Annotated in this window: 21 protein-coding genes; 4 read left to right on the plus strand and 17 right to left on the minus strand. The window is 40.8% G+C overall.

Features of this window, described 5'->3' with window-relative positions; all coding sequences use genetic code 11:
- Positions 1–9: 9 nt before the first annotated feature.
- From LMU01S_RS03915 to LMU01S_RS03960, 10 genes are all read right to left on the minus strand, one after another.
- Complete coding sequence (locus tag LMU01S_RS03915) at positions 10–450, minus strand: DUF3290 domain-containing protein (protein WP_056958303.1); 441 nt, start codon at positions 448–450, stop codon at positions 10–12.
- Between the two features lie 142 nt (positions 451–592).
- Entirely contained in the window at positions 593–862 is a 270-nt protein-coding gene (locus tag LMU01S_RS03920; RefSeq protein WP_056958305.1) for a PspC domain-containing protein, read from the minus strand.
- A gap of 29 nt (positions 863–891) precedes the next feature.
- Positions 892–1,941 carry a DUF4097 family beta strand repeat-containing protein gene (locus tag LMU01S_RS03925; RefSeq protein WP_056958307.1) on the minus strand — a complete coding sequence of 350 codons (1,050 nt, stop codon included), beginning with the start codon at positions 1,939–1,941 and terminating at the stop codon, positions 892–894.
- Positions 1,925–2,563 carry a DUF1700 domain-containing protein gene (locus LMU01S_RS03930; RefSeq protein WP_056958308.1) on the minus strand — a complete coding sequence of 213 codons (639 nt, stop codon included), beginning with the start codon at positions 2,561–2,563 and terminating at the stop codon, positions 1,925–1,927. Before LMU01S_RS03930 ends, LMU01S_RS03925 begins: the two co-directional genes overlap by 17 nt.
- Positions 2,556–2,909, minus strand: a complete 354-nt coding sequence (locus LMU01S_RS03935) for a PadR family transcriptional regulator (RefSeq protein ID WP_056958310.1) — start codon at positions 2,907–2,909, stop codon at positions 2,556–2,558. The genes LMU01S_RS03930 and LMU01S_RS03935 overlap by 8 nt, the downstream gene beginning before the upstream one ends.
- Positions 2,910–3,064: 155 nt before the next feature.
- Complete coding sequence (locus LMU01S_RS03940; RefSeq protein WP_056958312.1) at positions 3,065–3,505, minus strand: DUF3021 domain-containing protein; 441 nt, start codon at positions 3,503–3,505, stop codon at positions 3,065–3,067.
- 1 nt (position 3,506) lies between these two features.
- Positions 3,507–3,938, minus strand: a complete 432-nt coding sequence (locus tag LMU01S_RS03945) for a LytTR family DNA-binding domain-containing protein (protein WP_056958314.1) — start codon at positions 3,936–3,938, stop codon at positions 3,507–3,509.
- Positions 3,939–4,280: 342 nt separating this feature from the next.
- A complete protein-coding gene (locus LMU01S_RS03950) occupies positions 4,281–4,544 on the minus strand; it encodes a hypothetical protein (protein ID WP_056958316.1) in 264 nt (87 codons plus the stop codon).
- An 11-nt stretch (positions 4,545–4,555) separates the two neighbouring features.
- Positions 4,556–4,933: an SMU1112c/YaeR family gloxylase I-like metalloprotein gene (gloA2, locus tag LMU01S_RS03955; RefSeq protein WP_056958317.1), complete on the minus strand. Its 378-nt coding sequence runs from the start codon at positions 4,931–4,933 to the stop codon at positions 4,556–4,558.
- Complete coding sequence (locus LMU01S_RS03960) at positions 4,933–5,367, minus strand: MerR family transcriptional regulator (RefSeq protein ID WP_056958321.1); 435 nt, start codon at positions 5,365–5,367, stop codon at positions 4,933–4,935. Before LMU01S_RS03960 ends, gloA2 begins: the two co-directional genes overlap by 1 nt.
- A gap of 153 nt (positions 5,368–5,520) precedes the next feature.
- On the opposite strand from LMU01S_RS03960, the gene LMU01S_RS03965 reads away from it, so the two are divergent.
- The 3 genes from LMU01S_RS03965 to LMU01S_RS03975 all read left to right on the plus strand — a co-directional run bounded on the left by LMU01S_RS03965 (position 5,521) and on the right by LMU01S_RS03975 (position 8,067).
- A complete protein-coding gene (locus LMU01S_RS03965; protein WP_056958323.1) occupies positions 5,521–7,008 on the plus strand; it encodes an MDR family MFS transporter in 1,488 nt (495 codons plus the stop codon).
- On the plus strand, positions 7,009–7,722 hold the full coding sequence (locus LMU01S_RS03970) for a DUF4811 domain-containing protein (protein WP_056958326.1): 714 nt from the start codon (positions 7,009–7,011) through the stop codon (positions 7,720–7,722).
- Positions 7,723–7,818: 96 nt separating this feature from the next.
- On the plus strand, positions 7,819–8,067 hold the full coding sequence (locus tag LMU01S_RS03975; protein WP_004049845.1) for a hypothetical protein: 249 nt from the start codon (positions 7,819–7,821) through the stop codon (positions 8,065–8,067).
- Between the two features lie 270 nt (positions 8,068–8,337).
- On the opposite strand, the gene LMU01S_RS03980 is transcribed toward LMU01S_RS03975, so the two are convergent.
- The 7 genes from LMU01S_RS03980 to jag form a co-directional block, all read right to left on the minus strand.
- On the minus strand, positions 8,338–8,781 hold the full coding sequence (locus LMU01S_RS03980) for a hypothetical protein (protein WP_056958328.1): 444 nt from the start codon (positions 8,779–8,781) through the stop codon (positions 8,338–8,340).
- 5 nt (positions 8,782–8,786) lie between these two features.
- A complete protein-coding gene (locus tag LMU01S_RS03985) occupies positions 8,787–9,542 on the minus strand; it encodes a MurR/RpiR family transcriptional regulator (RefSeq protein WP_056958330.1) in 756 nt (251 codons plus the stop codon).
- Between the two features lie 71 nt (positions 9,543–9,613).
- A complete protein-coding gene (locus LMU01S_RS03990) occupies positions 9,614–10,954 on the minus strand; it encodes a 6-phospho-alpha-glucosidase (protein ID WP_056958332.1) in 1,341 nt (446 codons plus the stop codon).
- 14 nt (positions 10,955–10,968) lie between these two features.
- Entirely contained in the window at positions 10,969–12,564 is a 1,596-nt protein-coding gene (locus LMU01S_RS03995; protein WP_056958334.1) for an alpha-glucoside-specific PTS transporter subunit IIBC, read from the minus strand.
- Between the two features lie 284 nt (positions 12,565–12,848).
- Positions 12,849–12,974, minus strand: a complete 126-nt coding sequence (locus tag LMU01S_RS10750; RefSeq protein ID WP_263850208.1) for a hypothetical protein — start codon at positions 12,972–12,974, stop codon at positions 12,849–12,851.
- A gap of 79 nt (positions 12,975–13,053) precedes the next feature.
- Positions 13,054–13,524 (minus strand): MarR family winged helix-turn-helix transcriptional regulator, encoded by a 471-nt coding sequence (locus tag LMU01S_RS04000; RefSeq protein WP_056958336.1) that lies wholly within the window; start codon positions 13,522–13,524, stop codon positions 13,054–13,056.
- A 15-nt stretch (positions 13,525–13,539) separates the two neighbouring features.
- Positions 13,540–14,247, minus strand: coding sequence for an RNA-binding cell elongation regulator Jag/EloR (gene jag, locus LMU01S_RS04005; RefSeq protein ID WP_056958338.1), 708 nt, complete (start codon positions 14,245–14,247; stop codon positions 13,540–13,542).
- Positions 14,248–14,513: 266 nt separating this feature from the next.
- Between jag and LMU01S_RS04010 the strand changes: the two genes are divergently transcribed.
- Positions 14,514–15,365 (plus strand): aldo/keto reductase, encoded by an 852-nt coding sequence (locus LMU01S_RS04010; RefSeq protein WP_056958340.1) that lies wholly within the window; start codon positions 14,514–14,516, stop codon positions 15,363–15,365.

A 15,365-nucleotide genomic window follows, 5' to 3' on the forward strand; every position in this document is an offset into this window, starting at 1 on the left:
AAAATCCCCCTATTGGATCGTAATATCTTTATTGATCAAATGTGTCCGGGCCAACTTATAACTATTACGATCGACACTTAATTCGACCCGATAGTACTTATCTTTGATTTTCACGATGATCCCATCTACAAGGCTGCGACTATTGACTGCCACATCTTTTGTACTAACACCTTCATCGCGCGCAACTGAACGTAAAAATGGTTGAACTTGCGAAGTCGATAATGTTTGGGTACGGTGTTGTTCATAATTACTGTAACTCAAGCCAAATAGAAAAAACATCATCAGCAACATAATAATACTTATATCACGATATTTAGTATCAAAACGATTACGTGAATACATCAAAACCGCAAAGAGTAAGATCAATAAGCCGAGCGCACCTAAGCTGTAGATCACCAATTGATTTACTTCACGTTGATTTTGAAGATATTGTAAGGTATAAAATGTCATTTTCATTACCTCGGTCATTTTTTTATTTTTTATGATACCGAGTAATCATCTAAAATACTATACCTATTTTTTTGAATAAAAAATCAAAAATAGAAAAAAACTTCGCCGATCTAGCCGACCAGCGAAGCTTTGTTACTTATTTTTATTTTTCTTTAAATTCGCCTTCGATCACACTATCATCATCGCCAGAGCGCCGTGTAGCACTTGTATTTTTGCTTTGATCTGGCATGACCAAAGCAGCAATGAAATAGATCAAAAGACCTAAAATAACATTTCCCGGGAAAATGATCAAGATCGCCCCGATGATCCGGGTGATCGCTTTATCCCACCCGAAATATTCAGCAACCCCACCAAAGACACCTGAAACTACTTTATCATTTGATTTAGTTAATTCTTTTTTTGTTTTTGCCATTGCAATTCCACCCTTTCAATTATTTTAGTTTACTTTACTGTATTTTCACCAGTTTGACTGCTCAAAGTCAAAACATCTGCTTGATCAGCATTTTCCTCTAATGTCCCACCATTAGTTTGTTGTTGATCGTGTAAATTGTTTTTCCCATGTTTATTAGTCAAACGGTAACCTTGCACTGTTGCATTCATTATCCGCGTTGCACCATCATTATTTTTGATCTCATACTTGCCTTTGATCGTGATCGTATCAGCATCAAGATCAGCACTTGGCTCTGAATTATCAACATAGTCGCTGTCATTATCTGCGTCGTTATCATCATCGCTCGCATAACCATATACTTCATCAGCCAATTGTGTGCCACCACCGTTTAAGACTAGACCATCTTTGTAGTAGACCCGGCCCTCACTATCTACTTTGACGTTGATATTGGTCAATTCGCCACCAGAGACAACGAGATCAGCTACCCTGTCAAGGGATAATTCACCATTGTTTAGCTTAGAATTTGTGATCGTAACTTCATCGGTATTCATATCGATATCTGTCCGTTCAGTCGTTACTTCATTTAGGCTGAGCTTTTCACTGCTATCTGCTTCAAGCTCTAAAGTAGCGATATTTAGCTTCTCTAACTTGATGTTATCGTAGTTACCATTTACTTTTACAAAACTTAATTTAACATTTTCTGGAACTGTGATGATCAATTTACTGTCGATCTTTGAGCGATAATCGTTAAAATCAAAGCTAAAGCCATGCATTTCTTGGCCACGAGCGACCTTCAAAGTTCCATTTTGATAGTCGATCTTTGGTTCAAAGCGTGAACTTCCACTATAAGATACACTGTAATCTTGGCCTTGTCTGATCTCTAGTTCCATTGGGACAAAATAGCCTGAGCCGTTGACAAATTCGATACGCTCAAATTCTTTTTTAGCATAAGTCTTCGTGATCGCCGTATCTTTTTTGACTGTTTGGACTTTAAAACCATTGAATTCAACTGCTTTGACGCCGTTAAAAGCAGCGCCCACGATCGCAAGGACTGCTCCAAGGGCTAAGATCACCCAACCAGCTTTAAATATCTTCTTCATGGTCACTGCCTCCTTTTGCTTTGCGTTTCTTACTCAACTTATCATAAAGGTATTTGGAGAAGTTAGCGATCCCTTGCAACACCAAGCGAACCAACCAGTAAGCTATCGGTAATACGACTAGCAACGCTCCCAGGGCTAAAGCTCCTAATCCCAAATAAAACAGCCCGACTGCCCAATTGGTAAATAAGAGCCCGATCCCGACATAAAACAAAAGCCCCATGACCACTACCAATGCACATAAAGCAACAACGGCCCCAAAGATCAGACCTGCAACTAAAGCCAAGATCCCGATCAAAACAAAGATCATGACTCCACTAGCGCCCAATAAGAATGGTGAGGCTAACAAGGCTAACAAGATCAGCCAGATCATCTTGACGTTTGATTTTGGAGTAGCTGTTCGTTGATACTTAACTTCTTCATCAGTCATTTTGATCGAATGATCAGCTAAAACTTTGCGACTCAACTGCTTGGGGGTGCCCAAACGTTGCTCGATCTGACTTCTGTTCTCTAAACCTGCATCCTCAATAAATTCTGAATAAAACATGATGGCATCAGCACGTTCTTCTGGCGTTAAAGGTTGTAAGTATTCTTCTAATTCAGCCAGATATTTTTCCCTATTCATGTTGCCCCTCCTCATCGTATACATTTTGCTTGCGCTTATCTGCTGCGATAAAGACAGCATCTAAACTTTCCTTATAATCATTCCACATTTTTTTGATCCGTTGTAAATGGTCTTCCCCGCTCTCAGTGATCTTGTAATAGCGCCGATTGCGACCTTGATAAGGTGCATCGTATGTGGTCACATATTCTGCCTTTTGTAAGCGACGTAAGACCGGATACATCGTTGATTCTGAGATCGAGATCGCTTGCTGCATATCTTGTGTCAGCGCATATCCATAGTAATCTTGGCTTTCTAGCAAGGCTAAGACCAAGCCATCTAATAGATCAGCTGTTACTTTGATTTCCATGCAGTTTTTCCCACCTTTCTATTTTCTCTGTTATATCTTAACTTCACCAATATTATATGACGTATAATATACAGAGTCAACTAATATTGTAAAATAAATCAAATTTGATCTAAAAAAGTCCTAAGTCGGTCATAAAACCACTTAGGACTAGGCTATTATTTGATTTTTCGATTGATCTTTCTTATTTCTAACCACGTAGAAAGATAATTTCCAAGATAGATAATAAGATAGATCCCCGTATATATCAGTAAAAAGCCAGCGATCCACAAAATATTATGCGGAAACCAGCCCGCCAGATAAGCTAATGGGAAAAAACAGATCAATGTCACTAGATAATGGAGTAATGACATCTTGAGCAAGCTCCACCGTTCTTGTGTAAATATCAATTCAGAAAAATAAAAAACATTTCCCATTAAAGCCCATAAAATGATCGAGCTTAACATCGCTCTAACTGGAGTCGTAAATAACTCCATAAACGTTGGTGTTGAGGGCATATAATCTCCTTGCCCAAAAATACTAGAAAAAATGACAGACAGGATCACTCCGATCGCGATCCCCGAGCAACTAGCATTGATCATTTTTTTAAATATTTTCATTTTAGATCCCTAGCCTTTCTTTGAGATTTTTGACACAACGTCTAGCCACAAAGGTCGTAGTACCGTTTTTTAGTTTTAAAGCGATCGTTCCTTGAACGGACAATTCCAAATGATCTAAATAATTCAAGTTAATAAATTCACTACGACTGATCTTGACAAAATCCGGAGATAAAAGTTCAGCCACTTCATATAATTTCTTCTTTACCTGATAGCTACCGTGCTCGGTCATAGCATAGATCTTACCAGCTTGGCTATTTAAAGAGATTATCTGAGCTAAAGCTAACGGCTTAACAATCTGATCGACATAGCCCCAAATTTGTTCATCGTGTTCAAGTAGTTGGATGACTTGTTGTAACTTAGGTGTCAATTCATGCACATGAAATTCGGCCCATTCTTCAGGTAATTTCGGATCGATCTCAACTTTACTTTTCATTTTGGCATCCCCCTTTCTTTAACTAAATTCTAGCAAATCTTAGGCCGATTTTCGCTAAAGACGCCTAAATGGTCGGGGCTGATAGGCAAACGGTCTGAAAGTTAGCTCAAGCGGGCAAAATACGCATCCAAGCTATATAGCTGAAACGTGTTCGACAGCACAACTCCTAGCAGATAACAGAAGATCCCCCATGATGCAAAAATACGCATCTGAGTTATATAGTGGAAACGTGTTCAACAATGCAACGCCTAGTGAATAACGCGGGGAGCCCCACAATGCAAAATACGCATTATGGGGCTCCCCGCGTTATTCATACGGCGCTGACCGCATTGTCTCACACTCTTAAAATCTTATTTGAACATAGGTCACTACAGCTGCAAAAACGGCTGTCGCTACTAAAACAAAGCCTTTGCCTACGAGCTTCCCTAATTTTTCTTGGGCGATCATCTCATTGACGGGCCTTTCAAAGCCAACTCCGACCCACCAAGTCAATAAGACCACCGCTAATTTCCTAAACCAAGCCAGCTCACCTAACAACAAAGCTATCAGCACCATTGCTACTACAGTAAGCGCTGTGACTGGATATTGCTTTAATTTTTCTACCATTATGTCTCCTTCTATTCATGTAATTCAAGGGGCAAGCCGTCGGGATCAAAGAAAAAGGTCATCAACTTACCATCAAAGTCATCACGTCGCAACGGCTCACATTTGATACCTAACGCCAACAATTGCTCTCTTTTGGCTGCAACATCGTCACATTTAAAGGCCAAATGCCGTAAACCCCGTGCCTCACCCGTAGCACCACTGACACGTTTTGGGGCATTGGGCTTGATGAACAACTCCAAGACTAGCCCATCTTTAGCTACATTCAACAAAATATCGCCTTTTTGGGGGCGGACATGTTCAGATATGATCTCAAACCCCAATTTATCGACATAAAAATCAACTGCTTGTGCACGATCGCTACAAATGATCGCAATATGATGGATAAACATTACTCTTCACCAAATTCCAAATGACTGCCATTTTCATCAACAACACCGTAGATCTTTTTACCTTCACATTTTCCTAAGTCAATTTGCCCGTAGAGTAGCTCTTCATCTGTGATCTCCACTCCATGCATATTGGCAGCCATAAATTTACGGATGATCGCCATTTCTTTTTCGCGCAATTCAGATTTTTCAACAGCTTTAGCTAAGGTATAGCCCTCATCGATAAAAGCTTTGATCGAACCAACTTTATACAGCATTTCCCAGCTATACTTACGCGCGGAATTCTTCTCATCGGCTAGCGACTTGATATAACCACGCTCTTCCCAATAGCGCAATTGCCGTCCTGTGACCCCGGTGATCTTGCACATGTCACCGATCCCGATCCGAATATCATGGATAAAGTGGGGTTTATGCATCTTATGCTTCGCTTCTTTCAAGGTTCTTCCCCCTCGCAAATAGTTTCTCACTTTAGATTTTATATTGTTTGGGCGATTTGTCAACTATCTTGACAAACTTGGTAAATAAGGTTTATAGTAGGCAACGCACATAAATTAAAAATAATATCTAAAATACTAAAGGAGTGAACTTGCTTGAATAATGCTACGCGTCCGACCGACATCAATGGCAATAGTTATAATCGGAATCTATTGGTCTTAGTTTTAATGGTCGGTTCTTTTTGTACTTTTTTGAATAGTACCTTGATGAACACTGCTTTTCCTGCGATCATGAAAGATTTTTCGATCACAACAGCGACTGTTCAATGGTTAACGACTGGTTTTATGATGGTCAATGGGGTAATGATCCCGATCTCAGCTTGGTTGATCAATCGTTTCAGCTCAAAAACGATGTATCTCTGGGCTATGTTGACCTTTTTACTAGGGACAGTCGTTTCTTTTACCGCCCAAAATTTCGGGATCCTTCTTTTAGGTCGATTGATCCAAGGTATCGGGGTCGGCGTCTCAATGCCGTTACTTCAAACGATCATGCTCTCGATCTTTCCACCAGAAAAACGAGGCGCTGCTATGGGGACAGTCGGACTAGTGATCGGGCTTGCACCAGCTTTAGGGCCAACACTTTCCGGGTGGATCGTCGATAACTGGACTTGGCGTGAATTATTTGGCATGATCATTCCGATCGTGGTCGCCGTTATCATCTTGGCCTTCTTCTTTATGAAAAGTGTTGTGCCTAACACCCACCAAAAAATCGACGTTATTTCGATCATCACCTCAACGATCGGATTTGGGGCGTTATTATACGGTTTTTCTAAAGCTGGTAATGATGGCTGGGGCGATCTTTATGTCCTCATCTATCTAGCTGTCGGGGCAGTCTTTGTTGCTCTCTTTTGTTTACGCCAATTAAAAATGGACGAACCTTTCTTAGATATCACGGTCTTTAAATATGGTGAATTTAGCTTAGCTGCGATCTTAAGTGGGGTGGCTAACTTAGCTTTGGTTGGTTCTGAAATGGTGATCCCACTTTACATTCAAAACATTCGCGGGGAATCCGCCTTCCATTCCGGCTTGATCTTACTTCCTGGTGCCTTGGCCATGGGGATCATGTCCCCGATCACGGGACGTTTGTTTGACCGTTACGGAGCTAAATTTATGGCACTTGCTGGGATGACGATGTTGACTTTAGGCTCGATCCCCTTTCTTTTTATCACTAAAGAGACTTCGATCATGTTGATCATCGTCTTTTATGCGATCCGAATGTTTGGGATCTCGGCGACGATGATGCCGGTCACGACTTCTGGGATGAACGTCTTGCCTTTCAACAAGATCTCTCACGGAACAGCGGTCAACAACACTTTCCGCCAAGTCTTAAGCTCGATCGGGACCGCGATCTTGATCTCCGTCTTGAGTTCAGTTACCAAAAACTCAATGCCTGCTCACAATGTTTTGGTCCAAACGCCGATCAAATATGCTGATCTTGCAACAGGAGCTGTTTTGAATGGTTATCATGCTGCATTCTTTATCTCGATCCTCTTTGCAGTCGTCGCATTGTGCTTTGCTTTCTTCTTAAAGAAGGGCAATAATGCACCTAAAGTCACACTCACTAGTAAAAAGGGGGCTAAGTAGATGAGTATCATTATTTTAGTTTTAGCAACGATCAGCTTCTTTTGTTTTACAGTCCTGCCTACCCTTAAACACCGCGTTTTATATGCTTTACTATCATTTGCGATCATGGTGCTTTGTACTGGTGCGATCGTTTTGAATGATTCCTATAATTTTGGGATGAAAGTTCAAACGATCACCCAAAAACAAAAACTCGTTTCTTCGGTTCCTGATCAACTCGATGTCTTATTGTATCAACCACTTGGAACTAAGTCAGAAAGAGTTTATCTCTATCACAATTCTTCTGATGAGAAGAAATTGCGACAAACAAAAACGACTGATACGACTACCAAATACTCGCAAACTGGCAAAACTCCACAGTTAGTCGTGACAAAAGAGCGTTATGTCTACCAAAATGGCCTTTCTGAGCTTTTCTTTGGTATCTTAGGCAATAATGATCGTCTCAAACATCAAACTTATGAGTTCAAATTGACCGATAATTGGTTTGTTTTGAGTACTAAACAAGCTAAACAGCTAAAAAAATTACTTAAAGAACATGATACCGAACTCAAGCAAAACATTTCCCAGGTCATCCAACAAGAATTAGCTCAGAAATTGCAACAAAACCCAACGATGTCTAGCTCAGAACGCGAGAAATTGGTCAAAGAGTTACAAAAACAAGCGACCCAACAGTTAGTCAAAAAATTGATCACTCAAGTTCAAGTAAATGATTCTTAAACTAAATTTAAGGCATATTTATAAACGAATTTAAACAACTAGCGTATAATAGAGACTGTATCAAGTTAAGATACCCGTCCAGAAAGGAACATCTATATGGATAAACAAACTAATATTGTCTCTGCACAAGTTGTAGACGTAAAATCAAACAAGATCACTTTAAAAACTGAAGAAGATGAAGTTATCGAAGTGGCACGCCCTAAAAGCGCAGCCCATGATATGCTCTTCATCCAAACAATGAAAGACATCTTAAAGAGTGGGATCTGGATCCCTGTAAATAAAAAACTCAAACAACTTTTACGTTACGACTGGTTTGAAACTCCAGTCGAACAATACTCATTTTAATATAAAAAACGGGCTGAAAATCACGTTTAAAACGTCGATCTTCAACCCGTTTTTTGTATGAGCTTTTCCTAGTTTCTAATTTTTATGCTCAAATTTTTGGGGATCGATTTTTTATCTGCTAAAATAAATCTCCCTTAACTTTCAGTAAATAGCACTATGTTTGTAGTCATATTCCGAATTACAACTCTTAGGAAATAGCGGTGTCCTACCTTCATCTCAAAGATAGAACACCGCTATTTCTACGCAACTAAACGCAATTTTTGCACTGTATTAGTTTATAAACTTCAATCTGAGCCTGATCAAGAGAACAAAAAGTGTCAGCAATATGACCAGCGTAAAGGAAAGTAGCAACGCACCTTGATCTGTTGTTGGCTTTTGGAGAAACTTCTGTTGACTGAAACGTTGGTAAAAATAGATCAATAACGCTCCCACAAAGTTTAAACTCAAGAGTTGTTGTACCAAAGCTAGACTTAAAAACAGTGGCCTATCTGTCGCTTTGATCTTCCATAAGCCCGCTGCTAACAATAAGTTGAGACCTGCAATGATCGTTACTAAAGCTAAACTAGGCATCGTCTGTAAAGTCGCTGGCAAACTTTTGCCAAGGTCAAGTGCGACTAAAGATAGATATCCAAATAAGATCGCACTTGAACCGATCCAGTAGCCTAATAAGATCTTCTTGTATACAGCTGGTCTTGCCAGCACTTGTTTCAACATTTTTCTCACCTATCTTTACTCATTTTTTCGGTCAACTTTCGAAAAAGATAATCAACAACGACTGATAATGTAACTAATGACTCGACCTTTTTTTCTTTGATAACGGAAAATGGCGTCACATAATAATGCAACGAAAAATCCGAATGACTCGCAAATGTGTTCTCGCCTGCTTGCGTCACACTCACAAGGGGGACATTCTTTAGCGTCCACATGAAGATGTTTCCTTTGATATTTTCCGTCTCTCCACTAAGCGAGGCCAATAAAACTACATCTTGCGGGGTGATCATCTCCATCGCCATATCAAGCTCAGTCTTATTTGGGATCGTGATCGCCCGTTTTCCCAGCTGTAACAGATTTTTAGCAAATTCATCTAAGATCCGCCGTTGCGAAAAACCTGTGCCGTAGCAATAGATCGTTTGGGCCTCTTTGAGCTGTTTCGTCAGATCATCCCATTCAACATGTTCCATGCCCTTGATCGTTTTAATGATATCTGAGAGCTGTAGATCAGCAAACATCTCTGTAGCTGGTTCAGCCTCTTTAGTGCTCGTCTTTAAAAAGTATTTAAATTCCGAGAAACCTGCAAAACCTAATTTTCTAACTAAACGTAAAACCGTTGATTTAGAAGTATAAGTTGCTGTAGCTAGTTCAGTGATCCCCAACTGTTGAACTTCCTTTTTATTATCCAACACATAACGCAAGATGGTCTTATCAAGATCTCCTAAGGCCTTTTGATGTTTTGTGATCAATTCTTCTAGTGTCATGTGCATCCCCCTGCTTTGTCTAATTATACTAAATTATAGCATATTTCGCACAATCAACTAAAGCGATTACACTATCTGAGTTCTGGCCAGAAATCTCGGTTAGCTTCGATCAAGTCATCTAGGATCTGCTTAGCAACTCTTGCATTTGGAATGATCTTAGAAAGCGTTAGCGCTTGCCATAGTTTTTGATAGGAGTGTTCTTCCCAAGCTTCAACGACGAGTTTTTCGACAGCTACTTGTTGTTCCATCAAACCTTTTTGGAAACGCGGGATCTGGCCTTGAACTAATGGCTCAGGTCCATTTTTCCCTACGATACATGGGACTTCGACCATTGCCGTTGGCTCAAAGTTGCTCAAAGCGCCGTTATTTTCCACGATCAACAGCATACGTTCGTGAGTATTGTATGCGATCGCCCGGGCTAGATCCACGATATAGCTGGCATGCTCGTCAACTTCTAAACTGGTATCTTTGGCTGTTTTTGCTTGGACGATCTTTTTACATTCACCAAAAACATGCTTTTCGCGTCCGTTCATAACTTCATTTGCTCGAGTATACTCAGGATCGGCATGCTCAACTTCATCTTGTGAATAGAGATAGTATTTGAGATACGTATTTGGTAAAGTATCTGGATCTACCGCATAAACTTCACGTGCTTTAGCAAAGGTATGCATCCAACTTGGATCAGTATGTTGTGATTCATGTTCCCCTAGCTCTTCTTTGAGTGAATAGCCGTATTTAGCCACGTGCGCTTTGATCTGTGGCATCAAGTCATTACCAGCATGATCTCTGATATCGGTCCACCAGCCAAAGTGATTTAAGCCGTAGTAGCGTACTTCCATCTCTTTACGTGACTTGAGCCCGATCGCATGAGCCATCCGCTCTTCGATCCCGACTGGCATGTCACAAATATTGATGATCTTAGAGTTCGGCCGTAACTTACGTGTCGCTTCAGCCACGATCGCTGCTGGATTGGAATAGTTCAACATCCATGCATCTGGTGAATATTGTTCCATGTAGTCGATCAACTCTAAGACGCCTCCGATCGAACGCATCCCGTAAGCGATCCCCCCTGGTCCACAGGTCTCTTGCCCGATAACACCATATTTAAGTGGGATCTTTTCATCTTTTTCACGCATCGCATATAATCCAACACGAATATGAGCCATGACAAAATCTACATCACTAAAAGCCGTCTTTGGATCAGTTGTTGCAACAAAGTCGATCTCTGGTGCCTTTTCTTTTAAAATGATCTCACAGGCATCTGCGATCACCTTTTGACGCGCTTCAAGGTTATCGTAAAACTTGATCTGACGGATCGGAAACTTATCTAAATTCTCCAGTAACATCAATACGATCCCTGGAGTAAAGGTACTTCCACCACCAGCAATTACAACTGAAAACTTCTTATCCATGTTAAATTCCTCCTCTAATCACCAATATTCATTAGTTCTTCAAATTGTTCTCTGACTTGGGGCACATCTAGGCCCACGATAACCTGCAAAGCATTACCATTGCGCACGACACCATGTGCGCCTCCTGCTCTAAATGTAGCATCATCTTCGACCAAAGCTGGATCTTTAACGGTCAAACGTAACCGCGTCGCACAGTTATTGACTTTTTCAATATTGTCACGTCCACCGACTGCTTCCAAATAGATTGCTGCTTGTTCACGATAACGATTGGCGGGAGCTTTATTTTCATCACCTTTACCCGCTTTTTTGTCTTTATAATCTTGCTTGGAATAGAGCTTGATGTCAGCTTCCTTGTCGATATCGCGCCCTGGCGTCATAATGTTGAATTTTACGATCAAGAATTTGAAGACAACAAACCAGATAAATGTGAAACATAGTCCGATCACGATATGGATGAGCACCGTACCGGCATGATTTGAAAATACTGGGATCCAGTTTCTTGTCAACAGATCGATCAAGCCCCCACCCATATCACCAACGACACCAAATGTGTATAGTGTTGCTGCTAAAGTTGCTGCTAAAACAGCATGAACTGCAAATAATGGTGGAGATAGGAATAAGAACGTAAATTCTAACGGCTCAGTGATCCCGGACAATACAGCTGTCAATGTTACAGGGATCAACATGGAGAGCACTTTTTTACGGTTCTCTGGTCGAGCTGTGAAGTAAAAGGCTAATGCGATCCCTGGAGCTCCAAAGACTTTAGAGTTACCATGAAGCGCAAAACCACCTTCTGGGAACAGTGTCTTGAGTGGTTGGGTCGAGCGTGAGAATTCATTTAAGTGAGCAAACCAGTACTGCGTGATCCCCCCTTCAACGACCGCTGGACCAAAGACAAATGGGGTGTAAACAAAGTGATGCAAACCTGTTGGGATCAAGATCCGTTCTAAGAAGGTGTAGATCCAGACTCCGACCACGCCTGAAGTAGCTAAGACCGCTTGTAATGAGCTGATCCCAAATTGGATCTTAGGCCAGATATAGCAGGTCAATAAGGCGATCGGCAACATCGCAAAGAATCCTAAAACAACAACATAAGATGATCCTTGGAAGATCCCTAAGAAATCAGGTAATTTCTTTTCAAAATAGCGATTATGCAAGTAGACCACGATCGCTGAGATAAAGATCGCACCAATGATCCCAGTATCTAAGGTCTTGATCCCGGCGATCAGCTTTAATCCACTTTCGCCACCAGCTGCTTGTTTGAAATTAACACCAAAACTTGAGCCAAATAATTGCAACATTGTACTGATGAAATAATTAAAGGTCAAATATGTGACTACGGCTTCCATTACCGCCCGCGCATTAGCTGTTTTAGCTAACCCGATCGGTAGACCGATCACAAACAAGAGCTCCATGTTGTTAAAAACGGTCCAAGAACCATTTTCAACGATCTTCCAAAAGTTATACCAGATCGTGCCTTCTTTAGCTAGATCACCAACCAAGACCGGATTAGTCGCTACGATCGCGATCGAGACCATGATCCCGGCAAACGAGAAAAGCAAGACTGGCGTAAACATCGCGCCCCCAAAGCGCTGGATTTTCTCCATCATAAAACTTCACTACCTTTCCTAAAAAACTTTAGCTTTTCTTAACAACCTAAGCATACCATTTGGATGTATCCGTTTTCATCACTTTCTAGTAAAGTGGCATTTCCTTTCCTCTAGTGGGATAAAGTATCAACTTATGGGAATTTTCCCAAAAAAGGGCGCTATCTCTAAACATATCTTAGAAAAGATACAAAGCTCTGTAAAAACAGCCTAAGCCATTCTCACAGAGCTTCTCTAAATATTTACTCTTTACACAGTGGTTGACAATAAAAAAGTGCCTTGAGCTATCACCCAAAACACTTAAAAAAATCTCCCGTTGTCCCTTCACGTGAAAATGTCCATTCCTCACTAGTCAACTCAGCTAGATCATTTAGCTTTGTTTTTTCACAAAATACCTCTTCGTAATACTTCATAAAAATTCCCCTTTTTTGCAGATATTATGATCCAAACTAAAAAATCCGCTGAGCAAAGTGCTCAGCGGATATAACGCTATTAGAATTTAGTTTTTTCCACCAAAAACTTGTTGTTATCTTCTAATTTCTTAGCGATGTCTTGGATAAATTTGACGGCATTTTTATACTCGTCACTGGACATATCGGCTGAAGCAAAGCAACCAGTGACACGGTCCTTGATCTGGTCTTCCAACTCAAGGGCTTTATCAGTCAAAGTGATATAGACCTTGCGTCCATCAGCCTTTGTCTTCGTACGAGTTACCCAGCCTTCTTTTTCCATGCGCTTTAGTAAAGGTGTCAACGTCCCGGTATCGAGTTTCAAACGTAGACCTAGATCACGAATGATCATCTTTTCTTTACTTTCCCATAAAACTAATAACGTGATGTATTGCGCATAGGTCAAGTTATACTTCTTCAAGGCTTCAGTATAGAAACGGTTATAAAAGCGTTGTGCTGTATAGATCGAAAAGCACAATTCATCTTCTAAATGGTTGGGTTTATGCTCAAACATAGTCAAAATCCTCTCTTAGTTCTTCCCTGTATTTTTGGCATACGCCGGCTCAACAACGACGAAGCGTCGCGGTTCACTACCGCTTGAATAGGTTTTGACCTCAGTATTTCTAGCCAAAGCAGCGTGGATGATCTTTCTTTCAAACGAAGGCATTGGATCTAACCGTTGCCGTTGGTCTTGTTGAATTGCATCCCGTGCAACTTTTCGTGCCAAAAACTGGAGCGTTTCTTTGCGTCGCGCCCGGTAATCAGCCGCATCTAAGATAACTTGGACCTTCCTTTTACTCTTCCTATCCAAGAAATCCTGTGCTAACAACTGTAACGCATTGAGCGTTTTTCCGTGGCGCCCGATCAAGCTACCTTCCTGCTTAGTTTCAAAATTATAGATCACGACCCGTTTTTCCACCACCACATCGATCGTTGTCTTGATCCCCATCTTCTGTGTGACATCTGCCAAATAGTAACCTAATTCGTGCAGATATTTCTCCCAGTCTTCAACCTTTTGTTTTGCAACAGCCACTTTTTTAGCGTGTGGTCGTCCAGCATTTTTATGTGTTGTTTCTTCCTTAACAACGAGTTCCACCTCAGCTGGTTTCTTACCAAACCCTAAAAAGCCCTTTCTTCCTTCGCTGATAACTTTTACTTCGACCTGTGCTTTAGTCTTATGCAATTCCTCTAAGCCAGATCTGATCGCATCTTGTGTTGTCTTGCCCCAAAATTTCACATCGTTTCCCCCTAAATAAAGCAATAAACTACATTTTTCAAAAAAGTGATCAACAAAAATAGCAGACTAACTCGTCCGCAACTCATTTAGTAGTATAGCATACTTATATTGTGTTTCACACAAATATTAGACATGAAAATGCTTTTATTCAAAAAAGAACAAAATTCCTTAATTTATAAGCACTCTAAAAGTGGACATTTACTTAATTATGGTATAATCAAGGCGTGTAGTACACAATAATTCAATACAAGGATAGGTGGGAATTTATGAGTTTGATGAACACATATACACTTGAAAACGGCGTTAAGATCCCAGTTTTAGGTTTTGGTACTTGGCAAACTCCTGCAGGTAAGGTAGCTACCGATGCTGTCTTGGCTGCGCTTGATGCTGGTTTTACCCATATCGATACTGCTGAAATGTATGGCAACGAAAAAAGTATCGGTCAAGCCGTAAAAGCAAGCGGAATTGCTCGGAGTGACCTTTTTATCACAAGTAAATTGGATAATCAGGCTCATACTTACGAACTGGCTACTCAAGCCCTCGATCGTTCTTTATCCGATCTTCAGACCGACTATTTGGACTTATTTCTGATCCATTGGCCTAATCCAAAGGCTTTTCGCGATCATGACTGGGAAAAACATCTCCAAGAGACTTGGCGTTCCCTAGAAGATGCCTACACGGCTGGGAAAGTCAAGGCGATCGGAGTTTCAAACTTTAAACCTAAGCATTTTGAAGTTTTGAAAAAAACACAACAGATCCAGCCGATGGTCGATCAGATCCGGATCTGCCCAGGTGATGTCGATCGTTTGACTATTGATTACTGTCAACAACACGATATCTTATTGGAAGCTTACAGTCCATTTGGTACCGGACAGATCTTTGCTAATGAGACCTTAAAAGCTTTGGCCCAAAAGAAAAAGCGTTCAGTCGCACAACTTTGCTTACGGTGGTCATTACAACACGGTTATCTACCATTACCAAAATCGGTCCATCCGGCACGGATCAAAGAAAATACTGAAGTCTTTGATTTTGAATTGACCGAAAGCGAAATGCAACAGATCGATGCCTTAAAGGGCGTTGCTGGATTTGCAACTGACCCTGATACGGCCGATTTTTAA

Origin of the sequence: Ligilactobacillus murinus DSM 20452 = NBRC 14221, from assembly GCF_001591685.1 — a bacterium.
In the GTDB taxonomy this organism is placed as follows: Bacteria; Bacillota; Bacilli; order Lactobacillales; family Lactobacillaceae; genus Ligilactobacillus; species Ligilactobacillus murinus.

Bases quoted from the DNA above. Each gene is read 5' to 3' on its own strand.
- LMU01S_RS04010 (WP_056958340.1), top strand. From the start codon at position 14,514: ATGAGTTTGATGAACACATATACACTTGAAAACGGCGTTAAGATCCCA.
- LMU01S_RS03940 (WP_056958312.1), bottom strand. From the start codon at position 3,505: ATGAAAATATTTAAAAAAATGATCAATGCTAGTTGCTCGGGGATCGCG.
- gloA2 (WP_056958317.1), bottom strand. From the start codon at position 4,933: ATGTTTATCCATCATATTGCGATCATTTGTAGCGATCGTGCACAAGCA.
- LMU01S_RS03995 (WP_056958334.1), bottom strand. From the start codon at position 12,564: ATGATGGAGAAAATCCAGCGCTTTGGGGGCGCGATGTTTACGCCAGTC.
- LMU01S_RS03975 (WP_004049845.1), top strand. From the start codon at position 7,819: ATGGATAAACAAACTAATATTGTCTCTGCACAAGTTGTAGACGTAAAA.
- LMU01S_RS03930 (WP_056958308.1), bottom strand. From the start codon at position 2,563: ATGAATAGGGAAAAATATCTGGCTGAATTAGAAGAATACTTACAACCT.
- LMU01S_RS03970 (WP_056958326.1), top strand. From the start codon at position 7,009: ATGAGTATCATTATTTTAGTTTTAGCAACGATCAGCTTCTTTTGTTTT.
- LMU01S_RS04000 (WP_056958336.1), bottom strand. From the start codon at position 13,524: ATGTTTGAGCATAAACCCAACCATTTAGAAGATGAATTGTGCTTTTCG.
- LMU01S_RS03920 (WP_056958305.1), bottom strand. From the start codon at position 862: ATGGCAAAAACAAAAAAAGAATTAACTAAATCAAATGATAAAGTAGTT.
- LMU01S_RS03985 (WP_056958330.1), bottom strand. From the start codon at position 9,542: ATGACACTAGAAGAATTGATCACAAAACATCAAAAGGCCTTAGGAGAT.
- LMU01S_RS10750 (WP_263850208.1), bottom strand. From the start codon at position 12,974: ATGAAGTATTACGAAGAGGTATTTTGTGAAAAAACAAAGCTAAATGAT.
- LMU01S_RS03925 (WP_056958307.1), bottom strand. From the start codon at position 1,941: ATGAAGAAGATATTTAAAGCTGGTTGGGTGATCTTAGCCCTTGGAGCA.
- LMU01S_RS03990 (WP_056958332.1), bottom strand. From the start codon at position 10,954: ATGGATAAGAAGTTTTCAGTTGTAATTGCTGGTGGTGGAAGTACCTTT.
- LMU01S_RS03945 (WP_056958314.1), bottom strand. From the start codon at position 3,938: ATGAAAAGTAAAGTTGAGATCGATCCGAAATTACCTGAAGAATGGGCC.
- LMU01S_RS03980 (WP_056958328.1), bottom strand. From the start codon at position 8,781: ATGTTGAAACAAGTGCTGGCAAGACCAGCTGTATACAAGAAGATCTTA.
- LMU01S_RS03915 (WP_056958303.1), bottom strand. From the start codon at position 450: ATGACATTTTATACCTTACAATATCTTCAAAATCAACGTGAAGTAAAT.
- LMU01S_RS03950 (WP_056958316.1), bottom strand. From the start codon at position 4,544: ATGGTAGAAAAATTAAAGCAATATCCAGTCACAGCGCTTACTGTAGTA.
- LMU01S_RS03935 (WP_056958310.1), bottom strand. From the start codon at position 2,909: ATGGAAATCAAAGTAACAGCTGATCTATTAGATGGCTTGGTCTTAGCC.